At 38.5% G+C, this 21,366-nt stretch carries 19 protein-coding genes; 17 read left to right on the top strand and 2 right to left on the bottom strand.

All coding sequences use genetic code 11. The annotated features are described in order from the left end of the window. Nucleotides 1-34: 34 nt before the first annotated feature. Both LV716_RS08890 and LV716_RS08885 read left to right on the top strand, forming a co-directional pair. The gene (locus LV716_RS08890) at nucleotides 35-982 is read left to right on the top strand and encodes a carbohydrate kinase (RefSeq protein WP_163417387.1); all 948 of its coding nucleotides are present in this window, start codon (nucleotides 35-37) and stop codon (nucleotides 980-982) included. Then, the gene (locus tag LV716_RS08885) at nucleotides 979-2,907 is read left to right on the top strand and encodes an amylosucrase (protein ID WP_163417386.1); all 1,929 of its coding nucleotides are present in this window, start codon (nucleotides 979-981) and stop codon (nucleotides 2,905-2,907) included. Before LV716_RS08890 ends, LV716_RS08885 begins: the two co-directional genes overlap by 4 nt. Here the strand turns inward: LV716_RS08885 and LV716_RS08880 are convergent. Then, a complete protein-coding gene (locus LV716_RS08880) occupies nucleotides 2,904-4,040 on the bottom strand; it encodes an ATP-binding protein (RefSeq protein ID WP_163417385.1) in 1,137 nt (378 codons plus the stop codon). The two genes, LV716_RS08885 and LV716_RS08880, sit on opposite strands and share 4 nt — an antisense overlap. A gap of 188 nt (nucleotides 4,041-4,228) precedes the next feature. Between LV716_RS08880 and LV716_RS08875 the strand changes: the two genes are divergently transcribed. Together LV716_RS08875 and LV716_RS08870 are read left to right on the top strand one after the other, a co-directional pair. Then, on the top strand, nucleotides 4,229-5,581 hold the full coding sequence (locus LV716_RS08875) for a hypothetical protein (RefSeq protein ID WP_163417384.1): 1,353 nt from the start codon (nucleotides 4,229-4,231) through the stop codon (nucleotides 5,579-5,581). Next, nucleotides 5,578-6,834: a hypothetical protein gene (locus LV716_RS08870; RefSeq protein WP_163417383.1), complete on the top strand. Its 1,257-nt coding sequence runs from the start codon at nucleotides 5,578-5,580 to the stop codon at nucleotides 6,832-6,834. Before LV716_RS08875 ends, LV716_RS08870 begins: the two co-directional genes overlap by 4 nt. Here LV716_RS08870 and LV716_RS08865 read toward each other — a convergent pair. Further along, nucleotides 6,831-7,589 (bottom strand): SDR family NAD(P)-dependent oxidoreductase, encoded by a 759-nt coding sequence (locus LV716_RS08865; RefSeq protein ID WP_163417382.1) that lies wholly within the window; start codon nucleotides 7,587-7,589, stop codon nucleotides 6,831-6,833. The two genes, LV716_RS08870 and LV716_RS08865, sit on opposite strands and share 4 nt — an antisense overlap. 160 nt (nucleotides 7,590-7,749) lie before the next feature. Here LV716_RS08865 and LV716_RS08860 point away from each other — a divergent pair, with 160 nt between their 5' ends. From LV716_RS08860 to pheS, 13 genes are all read left to right on the top strand, one after another. Beyond that, the gene (locus LV716_RS08860) at nucleotides 7,750-8,751 is read left to right on the top strand and encodes a MoxR family ATPase (protein ID WP_163417381.1); all 1,002 of its coding nucleotides are present in this window, start codon (nucleotides 7,750-7,752) and stop codon (nucleotides 8,749-8,751) included. 87 nt (nucleotides 8,752-8,838) lie between these two features. Further along, complete coding sequence (locus tag LV716_RS08855) at nucleotides 8,839-9,705, top strand: DUF58 domain-containing protein (protein WP_163417380.1); 867 nt, start codon at nucleotides 8,839-8,841, stop codon at nucleotides 9,703-9,705. Further along, a complete protein-coding gene (locus LV716_RS08850; protein ID WP_233759266.1) occupies nucleotides 9,706-11,379 on the top strand; it encodes a BatD family protein in 1,674 nt (557 codons plus the stop codon). Next, nucleotides 11,380-12,378 (top strand): VWA domain-containing protein, encoded by a 999-nt coding sequence (locus LV716_RS08845; protein ID WP_163417379.1) that lies wholly within the window; start codon nucleotides 11,380-11,382, stop codon nucleotides 12,376-12,378. A gap of 6 nt (nucleotides 12,379-12,384) precedes the next feature. After that, nucleotides 12,385-13,431, top strand: coding sequence for a VWA domain-containing protein (locus LV716_RS08840; protein ID WP_163417378.1), 1,047 nt, complete (start codon nucleotides 12,385-12,387; stop codon nucleotides 13,429-13,431). Beyond that, nucleotides 13,424-14,305, top strand: a complete 882-nt coding sequence (locus LV716_RS08835; protein WP_163417904.1) for a tetratricopeptide repeat protein — start codon at nucleotides 13,424-13,426, stop codon at nucleotides 14,303-14,305. The genes LV716_RS08840 and LV716_RS08835 overlap by 8 nt, the downstream gene beginning before the upstream one ends. Next, entirely contained in the window at nucleotides 14,305-16,086 is a 1,782-nt protein-coding gene (locus LV716_RS08830; protein ID WP_163417905.1) for a BatD family protein, read from the top strand. Before LV716_RS08835 ends, LV716_RS08830 begins: the two co-directional genes overlap by 1 nt. Then, a complete protein-coding gene (locus tag LV716_RS08825) occupies nucleotides 16,083-16,847 on the top strand; it encodes an SH3 domain-containing protein (RefSeq protein ID WP_163417377.1) in 765 nt (254 codons plus the stop codon). Before LV716_RS08830 ends, LV716_RS08825 begins: the two co-directional genes overlap by 4 nt. 55 nt (nucleotides 16,848-16,902) lie before the next feature. Next, nucleotides 16,903-17,211, top strand: coding sequence for a hypothetical protein (locus tag LV716_RS08820; RefSeq protein WP_163417376.1), 309 nt, complete (start codon nucleotides 16,903-16,905; stop codon nucleotides 17,209-17,211). 68 nt (nucleotides 17,212-17,279) lie between these two features. Continuing rightward, nucleotides 17,280-18,887, top strand: a complete 1,608-nt coding sequence (locus LV716_RS08815; protein ID WP_163417375.1) for a SulP family inorganic anion transporter — start codon at nucleotides 17,280-17,282, stop codon at nucleotides 18,885-18,887. Next, the gene (locus LV716_RS08810) at nucleotides 18,871-19,497 is read left to right on the top strand and encodes a carbonic anhydrase family protein (RefSeq protein ID WP_163417374.1); all 627 of its coding nucleotides are present in this window, start codon (nucleotides 18,871-18,873) and stop codon (nucleotides 19,495-19,497) included. The genes LV716_RS08815 and LV716_RS08810 overlap by 17 nt, the downstream gene beginning before the upstream one ends. Before the next feature lie 28 nt (nucleotides 19,498-19,525). Further along, nucleotides 19,526-20,251, top strand: coding sequence for a ceramidase (locus LV716_RS08805; RefSeq protein ID WP_233759265.1), 726 nt, complete (start codon nucleotides 19,526-19,528; stop codon nucleotides 20,249-20,251). Continuing rightward, entirely contained in the window at nucleotides 20,244-21,263 is a 1,020-nt protein-coding gene (gene pheS / locus LV716_RS08800) for a phenylalanine--tRNA ligase subunit alpha (protein ID WP_163417373.1), read from the top strand. The genes LV716_RS08805 and pheS overlap by 8 nt, the downstream gene beginning before the upstream one ends. Nucleotides 21,264-21,366 lie beyond the last annotated feature (103 nt).

Here is a 21,366-nt window from a genome sequence, read left to right as displayed (position 1 = left end):
CTTACATTGGATTCTCTAATTAGTAATACAGGGTATGAGAAAAGTTTTCTGTATTGGTGAGCTTTTAATAGATTTTGTTGCCGAGAAACAGGGTAACGACCTTTCAAAAGCCATTGAATTCACCAAAAAAGCTGGTGGAGCTCCTGCAAATGTAGCCTGTGCCATCTCTAAACTTGGTGGTCGAGGTGTTTTTGTAGGGTGTGTGGGAGATGATCCTTTCGGAAACTTTTTAATCGATACCTTAAAAAGGGAAAGCGTTGATGTTTCTTTTGTCCAACGCTCCAAAACTTTTACGACCCTTGCTTTTGTTTCATTGGCCGAAGATGGGGAGCGGGATTTTGTTTTTAGCAGAGGTGCCGATAAAGAACTTGTCTATGAAGCCGAGCTCAGAAAAGACTTCAACGGAAACCTACTTCATCTAGGAGCTGCAACTGCACTTTTGGGAGGTACTCTTGAAAAAACATATGGCAAATATTTGTTCGATGCGCTTACCAAAGATATGTTTATAAGTTTTGATCCAAATTTTAGAGGTGATCTTTGGAAAGAAGACAGGCAACAGTTCGTTAAAAAATGTATGCCTTTCGTTGAAAAATCCCATTTGTGCAAATTCAGCTTGGAAGAAGCCCAATTATTGTCGGGCAAAGATGACATGTATGAAGCCTGTGGGTTTCTTCATGAAATTGGCGCAAAAATAATTACCATAACACTCGGCAAAGAAGGGACTTTGTTAAGTGCGAACAATGTTAGAAAGATTGTACCCAGTATTGAAGTTAAACCCGTTGATACTACCGGTGCCGGAGATGCCTTTATCGGTTGTCTTTTACAACAAATCGCTGTCTTGGATAATTTTAATCAACTTTTTGAGAATGGACATACCTTGTTTCAAATGGTTGAAAGAGCAAATAAAGCTGGAGCACTTACCACTACCAACTATGGTGCAATCGCTGCCATGCCCACTAAATCCCAGCTTGAAGATCAATGAACCAAGCCGCCCTACACGATTTGATTTCCTCTAAATCAAAGGAAAAAAATCCAGAAGTACTGCTCAATCTTCGTTTGGCCACGAACCTAAGTCTGATTCAACAATTGTTTTTTTCAATATATCCTGAAGAAAAATATTTTGATGATTTTCAGAAATTGCTCAATCTCTTCCCAAAGTTATTTGCTTCACGACCAAATCCTCTCAAACAACAAGACCTAAAAAGATTGGGAGAAGGTAATTGGTATCTATCAGAAAAAATGGTGGGGATGCAATTATATGTGGAGCATTTTAATGAAGACCTAAAAGGACTTCAAGAAAAAATTCCCTACCTAAAAAAATTGGGGGTCAACTTTTTACATTTAATGCCAATCACCACCCGTCCAAAAGGCGAGAATGATGGAGGTTATGCAGTGAATAGTTATCATCAGGTAGATAAAAAATATGGTACTAAAAAAGATTTACTTGAATTGGCAGCAGCGCTAAGAAAACAAGATATGTTCTTGATGCTGGATTTTGTGGTCAATCATACTTCCAATGAATTTTCTTGGGCAAAAAAAGCGGCTCAGGGCAATAAAAAATATCAAGGGTATTATTACACCTTTGAAGACGAAACCATTCCAAAGGAATTTGAAAAATCCTTGCCAGAGGTTTTCCCAGAAACTTCGCCCGGTAATTTCACCCATATACCTGAAATGGATAGATGGGTGATGACCGTTTTCAACGATTATCAATGGGACCTTAACTATACCAACCCAGAAGTATTCATGGAGATGTTGACCAACTTGGTAAAACTGACCAATATGGGTGTCGACTTGGTACGGTTCGATGCGTTGGCATTTCTTTGGAAAAGAATAGGTACGGATTCTCAAAATCTACCAGAAGCACACAACCTCATCACATTGTTCAGAATGTGTTTACAAGTAGTAGCACCAGGTACGATATTCTTGGCCGAAGCCATTGTAGCGCCAACAGAGATTGTTAAATATTTTGGAGAAAACCAACAAGAGGGCAATGAATGCGAAGTTGCTTATAACGCTTCTTTAATGGCGCTCTTGTGGAACTCGATTGCAACAAAAAAAACCAATTTGTTGTACAAAAACTTGACCAATATTCCTGCAAAACCAAAAGATTGTACGTGGATCAATTACATCCGTTGCCACGACGATATAGGCTTAGGCTATGACGATAGGTTTATTGAAGCAATGGGCTGGAATCCACAACAACATCGAAAATTTTTGTTGGATTACTACTGCCAACGATTGGATTGGTCTCCTGCTTGCGGGTTACTATTTATGCATAACCCAAAAACCGGTGACGGAAGAATTACAGGAAGCGCAGCATCATTATTAGGGCTGGAAGAAGGATTGAAGAAAAAAGATGATGCCCTTATTGATGAAGCCGTATCAAAAATCATCATGCTCCATGGAATCATTCTTTCTTTTGGAGGTATTCCCATGATTTATGCCGGTGACGAAATCGGTACACTTAATGATTATTCTTTTTTAAAGAACGATTCAAAAAGAGACGATAGCCGCTGGGTGAACAGACCCCGACAGGATTGGGAAATTATTGCCGAAGTGGAGAAGAAGGATTTGCCCCAATCCAAAATATTTCTTGCGTTACAAAAATTGATTGCTATTAGAAAAGAAAATCCTGTTTTTGCAGATGATAATGGTATTTCGTTATGCTATACAGGAAACGACCATATTTTTGCCTTTGAAAGAACGGGCAATTCCAAAAATGGATTATTGGTTATCTGTAATTTTGATGTGAATCCTCAAGTAGTAGAGGCAAGTTGGATTTTAAAACTCGGCTATTTCGCAAAAGGCGAACCAAAAGATTTGGTCTCTAACGAAAAAGTATTTCTAAAAAGCGGTCTGCTGGAACTGGCACCCTATCAAATGCTTTGGCTTAAAAAGTCTTAATTGTATCTCACTTTTCTTAAAACTCGCAAAGACTCCTTTAGAGACCCGTATACGCGTTTATTCGCTGATTTCAATAGCGGTCGGGCAAGTTCCATTTGTTCCTTGGCTTCTTCAAATCCATTTAGGTAGCAAATAAGATACGTTGCAGGCAGGTGTGTCAAATCTTTTTCCTCGGTCTGATTCAATTTGATTTTCTTTTCCAGCTTCTGCAACAAAGAATTATTAATATTTAAAACATGATGTAGTGTTTTTTTATCATACTGTGGTGGTTCAAAAACCAGTTTACTATTTATCGTATACTTTCCATTATCGGAAAAAGTAATTACCATTTCTTCTAATGGAAAATACTTTTGTTGCGAACCCAATCCCAGCTGTACAAATTCCAATGTGCTGAATGAATCGTCATCGTAGGTAATGGTAATCTCATCAAGGGCAGAATAAAACAATTTGACCTGTTCATTGATCAATTCAATATCAACCCTGGAATAATAGTTTTTATTGTTGACCTTTTTTTTATTCCCTGCCCAACAGACTACAAATTGTTCTTTAAAAACCTTATAATCACTAGTTAAGTCCGCATGCCTATTGTTCATAAAATTGATGACCGCATCAAGGGTGAGCTCTATGTTATTGCGGGCATGTAGTTCTATGGTCGCTACGGCTTCAGAATTAATATCCTTTAATTCAATATCAAAAGCTTTGGGCAAGCTTATACTGCCCTCCCTAAAGAACACGGCCCCACCATAATATTTCCATATGTTTTTCCTAAGTGCACATACCTTACCGTTGGACCTTATGGTGACCAATCCCACAACCTTGCCTTCTGGTAAATGTGGAAATGGGATATTCTCATATGAAATGATGGGGGGATTGTCCAAGTAGGCATTTACCAAATTTTGAATCTTACTGTCATCAAAGAAATCTACCCCCACAATCTTATTGTCCTCGTCCTCTACGCCGATTACAATAAAAGAATTGTTTATAGGATTACTGTTTGCAAGTGCGCAAACATGCTTTAAAAACTTTGCCTTACCTTCTTTCTCGCCAATGGATATGAACCTCTTTTTATCGTAAAAGCTATTCTCATCATTATGTGCTAAAAGATTCTTTACAAGAAGGCGTTTATTAATCATAGCAAAATAGGATAGCCCTTGTAAAGTTATAAAACCAAACCTTTTAAAAGCCTATGGTTGATAAGATGTTAACTAGTTTTCCATTGCAGGGGCATTCTCAGGTCCGTTCATCCAAAACACGGAAAACAGGGGTATGTACCAGAGTAGTAAAGCGTATTTTTGTTGGAATCGTCAAAACTTTTGATCAAATGAAAAAGTGTGTCTTTATTTTGATTTGTACAGCATTGGTGAATTTCAGTTGCAGTGATTTCAAAAAAGTAGGACCGATTATTACCAGTGAAATACCTGGGGATTTTATTGGTTATGCAACGGACATTAGTCAAGATGGAAGCATTATAGCTATGGGCGCTCCTTTTAATGACACAGCGGCTTTAGGCGGTGGAGAAGTAAAAATATTAAAGAACGAAAATGATAAATGGCAACCTCTTGGAAAGCCATTGCACGGGAAGAAGATAGGCGGGCATTTTGGTTATGAAGTAAAGCTGAACGCAACGGGAAAGATTGTGGCGATAAGCGCCCCCAACAGTAATTCCAATGGTGAAAGGGCAGGACTGGTCCAAGTTTTTGAGTTTACCAAAAATGGATGGGAACAACTTGGGCAAGACTTAACAGGGGAAAATCCTTATGACAATTTTGGAAAAAGCGTATCCCTAAGCGATGATGGGAAAACACTGGCCGTTGGTTCCCCCAAAAACCAAAAAAGCGATAAAGATACCGGACATATACAAGTATACAATTTAAATAACGGCCAATGGAAACCATTGGGCAATGCAATAAAGGATAAAATCTTTTTGTCGGATAAAGAAAGTATTTATGATGTTCGTATAGATATGGAAATCGTAGAAGTCCCATATTTTGGTAATTCGATAAGCCTTAGTGGTGATGGCAGCACTATAGCTGTTGGTTCGGAAACCGGTTTTAGTGAACGGTTTTATTCAGATGCCGATTATACTACTACCGGATCGGGCACCGAGAGCGTATTGGTATTCAAATGGGATGGTTCCTTTTGGCTATGTGTTGGTAATCCCTTGTTATCAAATGAAGATTATGCCCCTGGTTTTGGAGAAAGTGTATCGTTAAATTATGACGGGTCTGTTCTTGCCATTGGATGTAACGGTTATCAAACCTACAAAACCACTGAAGATGGAGAAGATTTGTTAACCGGTTTTGTAGATACTTACCAGCTAAATTCTCAAGGAAGCTATACACTTAAGGGAGAACGTATTTATGGTATAGACTTGGGGACTTTTGGCATGGAAGTTTGTTTGGACAATGAGGGCGGTACCTTATTGGTCAGTAGTTACGGAAGAGACGATGATTCCAAAGCGTTAAATATGAACTTTGTTTCATTGTTCAATTTTAGGGATGGCCAGTGGCAGTTCCAAGGAGAAAAAATAAAACGCGACCAAGCTTACAATGGTTTTGAGACCTCCATCTCGTTGAGCAATGATGCCAGTACACTGATCATAGGCAATTGTGACATGGACGATAATAATATGAGCTACGGGGAAGTTTTGGTTTATAAAAACAAGAAAAAATGAAAGAATATTGTTTGTTACATCGTTTACTGCTCGTCTTTCTTTCGTTTGGAGTTTTATCATCATGTTTAGAAAACAGCAAAGAGCGAGATGGTAGTTTTAAAGATTGGAAACAAGTTGGAAATACCATAACCTTAGAGAAAAGTTCTATATCCAACAGTGGGAAAAAAAATCTATTTGTTTCCCTATCACCACTGACCATTGGTGTTGCCGATTTTGAAAAACCTATCGATACTTCATATATCCCAATGGTCGCCAAGCTCTTTGAACGCGATGAGAATAAGCAGTGGAATACATATATTCCAAAAAAAGAAGATACTGCTTTGATAGCACAAGCTGGCATTTTTTCCATGGCAAAAACCAAGACGCGACTTGTTGCAGGGCATTTAGGATATCAGGAACTGGAGTCGACTCAAATAGTAACCGCTGAATCCTCTGGTGGAAAATGGACTTTTACCGACACCCTTGGTGTAGCATCCAATGCATATCGTACTTTAAATGAAATAAAACTTAGTGATGATGGCAATACTATGGTTGTTTTTCCACAACTCGCCTATTTAACCAATGCCTCGATCCAACTATTTAAAAGAACCGAAAATAAGTGGCATCCAAAGGGGAAGCCCATTATCGTGAAACATCTAGAGCCTGAAAATCATTCTGGAGGTAACTTTTTAAATTATGTGGCACTGAGTCCAGATGGTTCAAAGGTAGCTTTTGGAAACCCTTTTGACGATATAAACGGCACAGATTCAGGGAGTGTAAAAGTGTTTGTTTTTGATGCCAGTACAAAAGAATGGAAACAGGAAGGAAATACAATATATGGAGATTATCCCTTCCAATCTTTTGGGCTATCTATGTCTTTTACGCCCAATAAAAAAGGTCTATTGGTAGAAAGTCACTCAAGAAGTGCTAAAGACGAGCATGCTTTATTTGAATTCAATGAGGGAAAATGGAAAAGAAACATCGATTACTTTAAAACTGAAAAAAATGGTGTTGTAGGTAATATCATTTCAATCCATGAAAACGCACAGACATTATTATCATCAGATGCAGAAGCCAATGATCTCTATGATTATCCCAAAGTAATCTACCTTTATGAAAGACAGGATAAAGGATGGAAGAATATTGGGAAGATATCAGGAATCCATGGCATGGTTCTGGAACATGACTTCATTCCATCAGAAAACGCTATTGTAATCTTATTTGATAATTACCCAAATCAAAAAATAGGATTATATAAACCAGAATCTCATTAGTCCTTTTTAATGATTGTAGAACTTGCCTGAGCTGTTGGCATCACCACTAAATCAGCAATATTCACATGGTACGGTCTGGTAATCGTAAAAAGAATAATATCAGCAATATCTTCTGGTCGTAAAGGTTGATAGCCTTGATACACTTTCTCGGCTTTTTCGGTATCTCCCTTAAAACGAACATCACTAAATTCCGTTTGAACCAGTCCCGGGTTTATCGCTCCAACTCGAATCCCATGAGCGTTCAGGTCTATTCGCATACCTTGGTTTATGGCATCTACCGCATGTTTACTGGCGCAGTACACATTTCCTCTGGGATACACCTCTTTACCTGCCGTAGAACCTATGTTGATGATATGGCCTGACTGCCTCGCTACCATTTGGGGCAAAACAGCTTTTGACATATATAGAAGCCCCTTTACATTAATGTCCAACATCGCATCCCAATCATCTATACTTCCCTGGTCAATGGTGTCCAATCCGTGTGCGTTTCCAGCATTGTTCACCAATACATCAATTTTAGAAAATGCTTCGGGCAATGTTTGTATTGCTTCAAAAACAGCAGATTTATCCCTAACATCAAAGTTCAAAGTATGAACATTGGTAAAATCGCTCAACTTTTCTTTAAGTTCATTCAATAATTCCTTCCTTCGGCCACAAATTATCAACTGAAACCCCTCTTTTGCCAATAAAGTGGCTGTTGCTTTTCCTATTCCACTGGTCGCTCCTGTGACCAATACTGTTTTTATACCTGCCATATTGCAGTGAAAGTAAAAAATTAAACCCTTAAATACTTCACAAAACTAGGGCTTTGGCGTTTTTTTTAACCATTAATTAACAGACGGATTTTAAATTAATTTTCATTTTGCACTTCTTAGAATAAACACATACATTAACACAATATTTTTAAAAGTTCCTATGGAAGAAAACACTACTATAGATATTAGTGCTGTGAATGAGAAAATTGCCAAGGAAAGTGCATTCATTGATTTGCTCACCCTGGAAATGAACAAAGCCATTGTTGGTCAAAGACATATGGTGGAGCGATTGCTTATCGGTCTTTTGGGCAGAGGGCATATCCTATTGGAAGGTGTTCCGGGTCTTGCAAAAACTTTGGCCATCAATACTTTGGCAAAAGCGGTAAAAGGAGATTTTAGTAGAATTCAGTTCACGCCTGATCTTTTACCTGCGGATGTTGTTGGAACTTTGATTTACAACATGAAAGAGAATGATTTCTCCATAAAAAAAGGTCCAATTTTCGCAAATTTCGTTCTAGCGGATGAAATCAACAGAGCTCCTGCAAAAGTACAGTCAGCATTACTGGAAGCCATGCAGGAACGACAGGTTACCATTGGGGACGAGACGTTTAAATTAGAAGCCCCTTTCCTGGTTATGGCAACGCAAAACCCAGTTGAGCAAGAAGGAACATACCCTTTGCCCGAAGCGCAGGTTGACCGTTTTATGCTCAAGACCGTTATAGATTACCCCAAGCTCAATGAGGAACAACTCATCATGCGCCAAAATCTAAAGGGAGCCAACGAACCCATAAAACCCGTGGTTACCTTAAAGCAGATTTTGAGTGCGCAGCAAGCAGTGCGTGAGGTCTATATGGACGAGAAAATAGAAAAATATATATTGGATTTGGTATTCGCTACCCGTTATCCAGAAAAATACAATCTTGAAAATCTTAAACCCCTGATCAGTTTTGGTGCTTCTCCAAGGGGAAGTATCAATTTGGCAAATGCCTCCAAATGCTATGCATTCATTAAGAGAAGAGGATATGTCGTTCCGGAAGATGTTAGAGCTGTTGTGCACGATGTATTGCGGCACCGTATCGGAATAACCTATGAGGCCGAAGCTGAGAACGTCACTTCCGAAGAAATCATAAACAAGATTGTCAACGAGGTAGAAGTACCCTAGAAAAGTCTACAGTTGACAGTTGTAGTTGGTGGTTTTAAATAACCTTCCACCGCTAAATACTGACGGCTAAACACTGTTTACTTATAAATGGATACAAAAGAGCTACTTAAAAAAGTCCGTAAAATTGAAATAAAGACAAGACGTCTTTCCGACCATATTTTTGGTGGGGAATACCATTCTACCTTTAAAGGTAGGGGTATGACCTTTAGCGAAGTACGGCAGTACCAATTTGGGGACGATGTAAGAAGTATCGATTGGAACGTAACCGCCCGTTATAATGAGCCCTACGTAAAAGTTTTTGAAGAAGAACGGGAACTCACCATGATGTTGATGGTCGACGTTAGTGGCTCTGAGCTTTTTGGAACAACGAATCAGTTTAAAAAAGGAGTTGTTACAGAAATATCGGCAACCTTAGCTTTTTCTGCGCTTCAAAACAATGATAAAGTGGGTTTGATTTTATTTTCAGATGAAGTAGAACTATTCATTCCACCAAAAAAAGGAAAAAGCCATGTTCTGCGTATTATTCGTGAGCTTTTGGAATTCACACCGAAAAGTAGCCAGACCAATATAGCCCAAGCGCTAAAATTCCTCACCAACGTAATGAAGAAGAAAGCTATAGTTTTTATGCTATCGGATTTTATTGCTGACGATTATAACAATACACTTCGCATTATTGGTAATAAGCACGACGTAACGGGGATACGGGTTTTTGATGAACGTGAAGAAGCCATTCCAAATCTAGGCATCGTACAAATGCAAGACGCCGAAACCGGGGTACTACAATTGGTCAATACGCGATCTAAAAAAGTACGTAACGCTTACGGGCAATTCCATAAAGAAAAAGTAGACTATTTTTTGGATTCATTCACCAAATCGGGTTGTGGTGTTATAAACTGTAGAGTAGACGAAAGCTATGTAAGAAAACTGTTGGGTTATTTTAAACGAAGAGGGTAAATGAAGTTCGAAATACGAAATACAAAGTGCAACCTATACGGCATCCAAAAATCTTGGCTCTCGATGCTTGGGACTTTCTTATTCGCATTTCTTACTTCCCAAGAACTCCCTGCTCAAGAAAGTTCTAAAGTCAATGCCGAAATTGATACTACGAACATCAAAATTGGAGAACAGATACAGTATAAAATCACAGTAGAGACAGACTCAACGGACATCGTTCATTTTCCAGAGGGACAAACCTTTTCGCCTTTGGAAACCGTTGATGCTATAATGATGGATACGGTAAAGAACAAAAACAAAGTGATTCTTCAACGTGTATACGCACTTACCCAATTTGATAGTGGCGCATATACCATTCCGCAGCAGCGGATAGCTATCAACGAACAACCTTTCCTAACCGATTCCTTTCGCATAAAAGTAACCGATGTCGCAGTGGATACCACCAAGCAGAAGATGTTTGACATAAAGCCTTTGATCCAGGTTGAAAAGAGCTATGCCAATGTCTGGAAAACGGTACTTTGGATAATTCTGGTATTAGCTATAATAAGTGGTTTACTTTATTGGTTCTTTTTGAGGAAGAAACCTTTAACAGAAGAAGAAAAAGAAGCATTGTTGCCACCTTATGACCGTGCACTACTGGAACTCAAAAAACTAGAAAATTCAAGGTATCTTATACAGGATGAGTATAAAAAGTATTATTCAGAACTAACGAATATCGTGCGTTCCTATTTGGAAGAAGATGTAAATGTTTCTGCTCTGGAAAGTACCACAGGACAATTAATCGCCAAATTGGAAATGCTCAAGGATGCTGGCAACCTAAAATTGGACGATACAACACTTATACAGTTTAAGAACATATTACAGACTGCTGATTTGGTGAAATTCGCCAAATCAAAACCTTCTACATCCGTAGCTGAACAAAATAGAATAACAGTTGAGCAAATAGTGGTAAAAACACATGAAGCTTTGCCTGAGCCCACCGAGGAAGAGTTACTTCAAACGGAAGAGTATCTAGAAGAACTTGCTAAGAAAAAACAACGCAAGAAAATCTATTGGGCAGCAGCTATTTTCGGAGGCGTCCTAATTATCGGAACATTTTTTTTAGTAGCCTATTTTGGATTGAAGGAAGTCAAGGATACCGTTTTGGGTCACCCTACTAAAGAGTTATTGGAAGGAGAATGGGTGACAAGCTCATATGGATATCCCCCTGTTTTTTTGGAAACACCTAAAGTTCTTATTAGGGATGAGTCTATGATTACCCCTGAAATTAGAAAACAACTAAAAGAAATTAGTACCTTCTATTATGGTAGTACTGTTGGATTAGTAAGTATTAGAACTTCATCAACTGTTTTTTTAGAGGGCGTAGAACCAAATTTTGAAAAAACAGTTCAGTTTTATCTAAAAAATCTAGAATCTCAAGGAGCTAAAAATATTGTTGTTAAACAGGAAGGATTTACTACTAAATCAGGAGTCCCAGGTTTAAAGACCTATGGAACCGGAAGTTTTACATTACCTGTTTTGGGTGAACTCCCTAAAGCCAATTATATTCTTCTAAACTTTGGAGGAACTGGTTTTATGCAACAAGTGGAAATCTTTTGGATGGGAAATGATAAATATTCAGAAAAAATTGTTGAAAGAATTTTACAAACTATTGACGTAAAAACACAGACATAAATGTTTAAGAATATAGAATTTGCAAATCCGGAGTTTTTTTGGTTGCTGCTTTTGCTTCCAGTGGCTTTGCTATGGTATTTTTTTAAACGCAAAGACCAGGTCGCATCCTTAAAAATTTCCAGTATAAAAGGATTCACCGTTGATAATTTGGTTTCAAAGTTAAGGCCTGTACTTTTTGTACTTCGTCTTTTAGCACTTGCAGCTATTGTAATGGCATTGGCAAGACCACAGACCGAGGATATTTCTACCAGGACCAAGACAACCAAGGGAATCGACATTGTTATGGCGATAGATGTATCGTCAAGTATGTTGGCCCGCGATTTAAAACCGAACAGACTATCTGCACTAAAAGAAGTTGCAGGAGAATTTATTAAGCAACGCCCCAATGATCGTATCGGTTTGGTGGGCTATGCAGGTGAAAGTTATACCAAGACTCCTATTACAAGTGACAAATCGATTGTTTTGCGTGCCCTAAAGGAAATTACCTATGGAGAACTCGAAGATGGCACCGCTATAGGCATGGGATTGGCCACTTCGGTAAACCGATTAAAGGAAAGTAAGGCGATAAGCAAAGTTATTATTCTCTTAACAGACGGAGTCAATAATTCTGGCTTTATTGAACCGAACACTGCTGCAGACCTGGCCATTGAGTTTGGTATAAAGACCTATACGATAGGACTTGGCACCAATGGTAATGCTCTATCTCCAATTGCCTATAATGCAGATGGAACTTTTAGGTACGGAATGCGCCAAGTGGAAATAGATGAGAAGTTATTACAGGAAATCGCAACTGCAACAGGGGGCAAATATTTTAGGGCAACGGATAATGAAAAGCTCGAAGCGATTTACGACGAAATCAATAAACTGGAGAAGACCGAGATAGAGGAGTTCAAATACTACAAATACGAAGAAAAATTTAGACCATTAATATTATTGGCAGGAGCTTTGCTATTATTGGAATGGGCATTGCGAAACTCAATTTTTAAAAGCTTTATTTAAAAAAGAATGATTCAGCTCGACGAAAAAATATATTTCTACTTACTGGCCATTGTTCCAGTAATCGTTCTAGCATTCTTCTTTCTTCAAATCTGGAAAAAAAGGACGCAACGTCAATTTGCAGAGCAAAAGTTACTAAAACGATTGGCCCCGAATAAATCAAAATTAAAATCGGCCTTAAAACTTCTTTTCCTTTCATTGGGCCTTACTTTTTTAATTATTGCGCTTGTAAATCCTAAAATTGGCACAAAACTGGAGACCGTAAAACGTGAAGGCGTGGACATTGTTTTTGCCTTGGATGTTTCTAAAAGTATGCTGGCCGAAGATATTGCGCCAAACCGATTGGAAAAAGCAAAAAGGCTCATTTCGGAAATCATCAACCAGTTGGCGAGTGACCGTATAGGAATTATAGCCTATGCAGGACAAGCCTACCCACAATTGCCCATTACAACGGATTACGGAGCGGCAAAAATGTTCTTGCAAAGTATGAATACCGATATGTTGTCTTCCCAAGGAACGGCGATAAACGCTGCTATAGATTTGGCAAGCACCTATTATGATGATTCCGAGCAAACCAATAGGGTCCTATTTATTGTTTCTGATGGAGAGGATCATTCAGAAAGCAATACTTTGGATGCCGTAGAGTCTGCATCGGAAAGCGGTATCCGTATTTTCACCATAGGTGTCGGAAAACCAAAAGGTGCCCCAATACCCATCAAACGAAAAGGAGTTGTCGAAAGTTTAAAAAAAGACTCGCAAGGTGAAGTTGTCATTACAAAACTGAACGAGACAATTTTATCAGAAATAGCCGACCAAGGAAACGGAGAATACATAGATGGTTCCAATACAGAAAATGCAGTAGACTTGATCAAAGAACAATTGGACCAAATGGACAAAAAAGAATTTGAGGCCAAACAGTTTGCAGAATACAAAGACCAATTTCAATGGTTCTTGGGCATAGGTCTATTATTTTTATTTTTGGATATCTTCATTTTGGACAGAAAAACAAAATGGTTGAAAAAACTAAATCTTTTTAATGAGCATGATGATGTATAAGATAAGATTACTATTAAGTCTATTGCTTTTGACAACGATAACGTTGAAGGCACAGGACGAAATCGCAGAAAAAGAGGCTGAAGAATCGCTTAGAGCTTCGAAAAACCTTACTTGGGAAGCAAATAAGGAGCTTACCAAAAATGATTTTATAACCGCTGAAGCAGACTATAGAAAAGCTATTTCCAAAAGCGGTGAAAATGCTGTTGCGCCTTTTAATCTAGGTAATGCCTACTACAATAGGGAAAACTATCAAGAAGCTTTTGGTAGATTTAAACAAGCAGGCGAGACGGCAGAATCCAAACCTGAAAAACACAAGTCCTACCACAATATGGGCAATGTGTTCATGAAAAACAAGGAATACCAAAAAGCAGTGGAAGCTTACAAGGAGGCCCTTAGAAATAACCCGACTGATGAGGAAACCCGTTACAATCTGGCCTTAGCTAAAGAAATGCTAAAAAAGCAACAGGACGAACAAAAGAACGACCAAAACCAAGACGATAAGGACAAAAAGAACGAGGAAGACCAGAAAGACAAAAATCAGGATCAGGACGATAAGGGGGAGAATGATAAAGAAAATGAAGGGGACCAAAATGAAGATGAGAACAAAGATGACGGCGATGAAGGAGATAAAGGGGAAAACAAGCCCGAAGAGAATAAAGAAGGTGAAGGAGATAAGAAAGAAGAGCAAAAGAAAAAGCCAAATGAAGGCGACCAACCCCAAGAACAAAAACAACAACCAAGACCCAATCAACTTTCTAAGCAACAAATTCAGAATCTGCTAGAAGCCATGCAGAACGAGGAAAAGAAAGTACAAGAAAAAATGGAGGCGAAAAAAGTGAAGGGCAAGAAAATTAAAAACGAGAAGGACTGGTGATGATTAAGACATGGTACTGTTTTATTATCCTTTTGAATATCTCCCCGTTTGCGGAGCTCTATCCCTATGGTCAAGAAAATGAGGTTACTTTTGAGGTAAAGCTCAGCAAGGAAAAACTGGGGATAAATGAGCGCTTGCGAGTGGATTTTACCATGAACAAGGACGGAGATAATTTTAAGCCTCCCTCTTTTGAAGGTTTCAAGGTGGTCATGGGACCATCACAATCCATAAGCTCCTCTTGGATCAATGGTAAACGCAGTTATTCAAAGTCTTATTCCTATATATTGATCCCTACGGCCAGAGGCAAGTTCACAATAAAACAGGCCACTATAGAAATTGGCGGAGAAACCTATAAAACACTTTCTAAAACAGTTGAAGTCACTGCGGCAGTAGATAAGCCGAGCGACCAGAAAACCGTGGATGACGTTGCGGATGAAAACCTTCATCTTGTTGCAGAAGTGTCCAAGGGTAATCCATACCTGAATGAAGCAGTAACCGTTGTATATAAACTTTATGTAAGCCCAAACATCAGCGTTACCAATTATCGCCCTTTAGATAATCCTAAATACAATAATTTCTGGAGCCAAGATATTCCTGTAACAAAACATAGTGCTCAAAATGGCACCTATAAAGGAAAACCGTATCGTTATGTTGTCCTAAAAAGAGTGGTGCTGTATCCACAAAAATTTGGAAGCTTGGAAATAGAACCACTTTCACTTGAGATTTTTGTAGATGTTCCGACCAACAGAAGGGATTTTTTTGGTGGACGTATTTACACCCAGACAAGCAAAACCGTTTCTGCGGGCAGACGTACATTAAATGTAAAAGCTTTGCCAGAAGCAGGCAAACCTGCTAATTTTGGAGGTGCCGTTGGAGACTTTAAATTTTCGGTAACATCGAGCAAGAAACGATTGAATGCCTCCGAATCGTTACAGGCAAAAGTGGAAGTATCTGGAAAAGGAAACTTAAAATTATTTCAATTACCAGAACCCGAACTACCAAGCGCACTTGAAGTTTACGAACCTGAGTACGATGAGAGTGTACGTACCCTGATTTCTGGAATGGAAGGAAAGGTAGCCAATAATTACACCATAGTTCCTTCATTCAGGGGAAAATATCCAATTCCCAGTATTTCCTTTAGCTACTTCAATCCAAAAACAGCAAAATATGTTACGCTGAATTCAGAGGAAATCAATATTGAAGTTTTGGAGGGTCCTGTGAACTCCTCCTCCAATACGGCAGCAACATCCGGCAACAAGCAATTTGTGGTCGCCACGGGAAAGCAATTTCATTTTATAAAACTGAATCCCAATCTTAGTAAAATAGGAACCCGCTATTTCTTTGGTTCCAACAATTTTTATCTTCTATTGTTATTGCCATTGTTATTGATTCCCATTGCTGTGTTCTCCTTCAAGAAAAGAGAAGCGATTGCCAGTGACGTCATAGGCAACAAAATAAAGCAAGCAAACAAACTTGCCAGAAAATATCTGTCAACCTCCAAAAAAGAGCTTGGTAACAAAGAGGCATTTTATGTAGCTTTGGAAAAGGGGCTTCATAATTATCTAAAAGCTAAATTGAAGATTGAGACTACAGAATTCAGTAAAGAAAAAATCACAGCTATATTGACCGAAAAGAAAGTGGACACTGATGATATCGATGGATTCATAAGTTTACTCAAAAACTGTGAAATGGCGCGCTATAGTCCCTTCTCAGATGTTCAAATGAAGAATGATTACGACAGCGCAAGCGAAGTAATCTCTAAATTGGACAAACAATTATGAGCATCAAAAAGTTGGCCATACTAATCTGTCTATTTTCGGTTTACTTTGGAATATCCCAAAACGAGGCCCGTTTTACAAGAGCTACCGAACACTATAACAAAGGTGAATATACCCAAGCTATAGAAAACTATGAGCAAATATTGGAAAACGGGGAGCACTCGGCTTCACTTTATTTCAACTTGGGCAATTGCCACTACAAACTAAATGCCATTGGCCCCAGCATCTATTATTATGAAAAGGCGCTGTTGTTAAAACCAAACGATAGCGAAATTCTTAACAACCTTGCTTATGCGGAGAATATGAGATTGGATGCAGTCGAAGAAATCCCAAAAACCGATATTGCAGCACTATATTCCAGTATTGTGAACATGCTATCCTTCGATCAGTGGTCCTATTTAGCAGTTGCTTTGATTCTCCTATTTGTTTTAGCTTATTTAGCTTACTTTTTCTTGCGTTTTGCAACTCAGAAACGAATTGCTTTCATTACTAGTGTCATCGCTTTGATTCTTGGTTTTTTCAGTATTTTGATCGCATATCTCCAATATCAAGATTTTAAAAAGGATAACCCCGCCATCATCTTCAGTTCGGAAGTCAAGATAACTTCGGAGCCCAATACCAACAGTGAAGTCGTATTTACACTTCATGAAGGAACCAAGGTCAATGTTTTAGATGAACTCGAAGATTGGAAAAAAATAAGGCTTACGGACGGGCAAACAGGCTGGTTGACAAGCGAAAATCTAAGATTATTAAAAGATTTTTAGCCAAGGTTCGACAAAAATTAATAGCTTTACTATTATTCTTGTAAAAAGCAACCTGGTGTTAAGAACCATTTCATTTCCTTGTATTGCGCTATTGCTGATATTCTCCATTTTGGCTCCATCCATTATGCCCTTGCTTAGCCAAAAACATGATATTGTCGTTCTTGCAGATGCTAATGAGGAAGAAAAGAATCATGAAAAAGAGTCTGAGAAGAAGTTTGATGAAAAAGATTTGTTCTTACTCAATTATGTGTCATCCCATTTTACTCTCCTTCAGAATAAAAACCTAAATCATATTGGACATACTTTTCCAACTTCCAATTTTAATACTGATATTATAATCCCACCTCCTAAGACATTCAGTTAAAATTATTTTTTTAGTTTCTAATCCTCTTCAACCATTCTTTGTTTTGAAGACCAATCCAGTTTAATATTATGTTCAAGTATATAAAAAATGACCTGCCGGCTAGTATTGTAGTATTCTTTGTAGCACTTCCCCTTTGCCTTGGTATTGCTCTGGCAAGTGGAGCACCCTTGTTTTCTGGCCTTATTGCCGGAATTGTTGGCGGTATATTAGTTGGTGCACTCAGTAATTCACAAATAGGGGTGAGCGGTCCCGCAGCTGGTCTTGCCGCAATAGTTTTAACAGCGATAGGTACCTTGGGAGGTTTTGAAAACTTTCTGGTCGCTGTGGTACTAGGAGGGATCATTCAAATTATTTTTGGCATTTTAAAAGCGGGTGTCATCGCTTATTATTTCCCATCATCTGTTATAAAGGGAATGTTGACCGGTATAGGAATCATCATCATTCTAAAACAAATTCCGCACTTTTTTGGCTATGATTCAGACCCCGAAGGAGATTTTTCATTTTTTCAAGTAGATGGAGAAAATACGTTCAGCGAAATTCTGAATGCCATAAACTTTATAAGCCCAGGCGCTACGCTTATAGCGGTAATTGCATTGATTATTTTAATAGTATGGGACCAAGTATTGAGCAAAAAGTCCAAGATCTTCAAATTAATTCAAGGACCTTTAGTCGCGGTTGTCTTAGGGATACTATATTTTGTCTTCACTAAAAATAATGAGCAATTGGCAATCTCGAGTGAACATTTGGTAAGCGTTCCCATTCCCGAGAGTATGGACTCTTTTAAAACCCTTTTACGGTTTCCAAACTTTGGTGTAATCGGTAATCCAGAAATTTGGATAACGGCATTTACTATTGCCCTGGTTGCTAGTTTAGAGACGTTGTTATGTGTAGAAGCTACTGACAAATTGGATCCCTACAAAAGAACTACACCAACGAACAGAGAACTTTTGGCACAAGGGATAGGGAATAGCGTATCCGGTTTACTTGGTGGCTTGCCCGTTACCCAGGTAATCGTTAGAAGTTCCGCAAATATCCAATCCGGTGGTAGGACTAAGGCCTCAGCAATCATACATGGTTTTTTTCTATTGATTTCGGTAGTACTTATTCCAAAATTATTGAATATGATTCCCTTGTCCGTACTGGCAGCCATCTTGTTTATTGTTGGATATAAATTGGCCAAACCTGGACTCTTCAAAAAAATGTACCATCTGGGTTGGAAGCAATTTGTTCCTTTTGTAGTTACCGTAGTCGGAATCGTATTCACAGATTTATTGGTAGGAATCGGTCTTGGTCTGGGAGTGGGAATCATAGTTATCTTGATAAAGAGTTATCAAAACTCTCACTTTCTCCATATTGAGGATAAAAGTAACGGTGTCCATAAAATTAAAATGACCTTAGCTGAAGAAGTAACATTTTTTAACAAAGGTGCCATCTTGAAGGAATTGGATAGTCTTCCTGAAAATTCATATCTTGAATTGGACGTTAGAAAAACCCGTTATTTGGACAACGATATCATTGAAATTTTAGAGGATTTCTCTGAGAAAGCCAGAAATAAGAACATAAACATAAAATTGGTTTCAGAAAGAGGCGAAGTAGAAAACCCCGAAAGCTATATTAAGTTTTTCAAATTGGACAAAGAATCACAAAAAAATATAGAAAATGATTACGCAAACTAAACAAACCCAAGATGCTCTTAACCCCAATAAAGCTTGGGAACTATTAAAAGAGGGCAATAAGCGCTTTATAGAAAAAAAACAAGCGGATAGAGATTTATTGACCCAGGTAACCGAAACCGCATTGGGGCAATATCCCTTCGCAACAATTTTGAGCTGTATAGATTCCCGAGTTTCTTCAGAACTGATTTTTGACCAAGGTATAGGGGATATATTTAGCGCCCGTGTGGCCGGTAATATTGTAAACGAAGATATTCTGGGCAGCATGGAGTTTGCCTGTAAACTTGCAGGCACCAAAATCATAGTGGTTTTGGGGCATACGAGCTGTGGAGCAGTAAAAGGTGCTTGCGATGATGCCAAAATGGGTAATCTTACAGTTCTACTTAGCAAAATAAAACCCGCAGTCGATGGAGTTATTGAACCCAAGGATCAGACACTGCGCAATTCCAAAAATATCGATTTTGTGAATTCCGTAGCTGAAAAAAATGTAACCCTTACCATTGGTAACATAAGACGCCAGAGCCCTGTTCTCAAAGAAATGGAAGAAAACGGAGAAATCATCATTGTTGGTGGCATGTACAATATCTCTAACGGTGAGGTAACTTATTTATAATTTTTCGGATTGGGTTTTCTGTCATAACATGGTAATCGCCTCTACGATGGTCGTCCCATTTCTATTTTTTTTCCAAAATTTCCCCAATGATTCGGGTCCGATTTACAAGGAAACCCTAGCAGGAGGAATTATTGCAGAACCTTTCAACACACTTAGTAATACTGTTTTTCTTATTATCTTATGGTATTGGGGCGCTAAGGTTTATAAAAATCCAAAGAGACATCTTTTTCTGGCCATAGTACTCCCTGTGATTGCAATAAGCTACATAGGGGGAACAATTTATCATGCTACAAGAAGTCATGAGTTTTGGCTATTACTGGACTGGGCGCCCATTATGTTGCTCTGTATGGCCATGGTCATCTATTTTATCCTTAAAATAGTTTCCAAAACGTGGCAGCGCGTACTTTTTTTGCTCATTATCTTTGGGTTATCTTTTAGCTTGCGAATACTCCCTATACCAGAAGCGGTTCGTATCTCTACTGGATACATCATCACTGCACTGACGGTTATCGTTCCTTTGATATGGTATCTTTTTAAAACCAAATTTGTACATGCACAATGGGTAGCTCTTGCTATTATAATATTTGGTATAGCGATCTTCTTTAGAAGTATCGATTTAAAACAATCCATTTTTGAAATGGGAACGCACTGGTTATGGCACTTTTTTGGAGGTGTTGCAGTTCATTGCCTCATAGCCTATATATTCAAGGACAATTTGCTAAATTTGTCCGCTACGAGCGACAACCATGATTGAGACAATAAAAGAACACTTGAGCGAAGTGGAGCAATTCACTTCGACCTCAAAAGATGAAATAGAAGCTTTCCGAATTAAATATTTAGGGAAGAAAGGACTTTTGAATACATTCTTTGCTGAATTTAAAAACGTTCCAAACGAACAAAAAAAAGAATTCGGTCAAGTTATCAATCAACTCAAAGGGACAGCTACAGAAAAGGTAAATTCCCTAAAAACAGCACTCGAAAACAGTTCCGAAATAAATGGCAAGTTCGGGGACTTGACAAGACCTGGGGAACCTATCGAAATTGGTGCAAGACACCCAATATCAATAGTAAAAAATCAAATTATCGATATTTTTTCACGGATAGGTTTTAATGTCTCCGAAGGTCCTGAAATTGAGGATGACTGGCATAATTTCACTGCATTGAACTTACCGGAATATCATCCTGCCCGGGATATGCAGGATACGTTTTTCATTCAGACCGATCCAGATATTTTATTGCGCACCCATACCTCATCCGTTCAGGTTAGGTACATGGAAAACAACAAGCCGCCTATTCGAACAATTTCTCCTGGGAGGGTCTATCGTAACGAGGCAATTTCGGCACGTTCGCATTGCTTTTTTCATCAAGTTGAAGGCTTGTACGTCGATAAGGATGTTTCGTTCGCAGATTTAAAACAAACACTCCAATATTTTACTTCGGAGATGTTCGGAAAGTCAAAAATTCGCTTGCGTCCTTCCTATTTTCCTTTTACAGAACCCAGCGCAGAAGTTGATGTCTATTGGGGTCTTGAAACAGAAACGGACTATAAAATGACCAAGGGCACCGGATGGTTGGAAATTATGGGTTGTGGAATGGTCGACCCAAATGTATTACAGAATTGTGATATTGACCCAGAAGTCTATTCTGGTTTCGCATTTGGTATGGGTATTGACCGTATTGCATTGTTGCTCCATCAAATTTCTGACATCCGCTTGTTGAGTGAGAACGATATTAGGTTCTTAGAGCAGTTCAAGAGTTCTTTATAAACCTTATTTCATTTAGGGTCGCTTCCTCTCTAGATTTTTCGAACAGTACTATTTTATTTAGCATGAAAACCATGGTAATAAAAGAAAAGTCATTGTAACAACA

Origin of the sequence: Flagellimonas sp. HMM57 (genome assembly GCF_021390175.1) — a bacterium.
In the GTDB taxonomy this organism is placed as follows: domain Bacteria; phylum Bacteroidota; class Bacteroidia; order Flavobacteriales; family Flavobacteriaceae; genus Flagellimonas.
The sequence above is the reverse complement of the archived record's forward strand: the minus strand, read 5'-3'. Positions and strand labels throughout refer to the sequence as shown.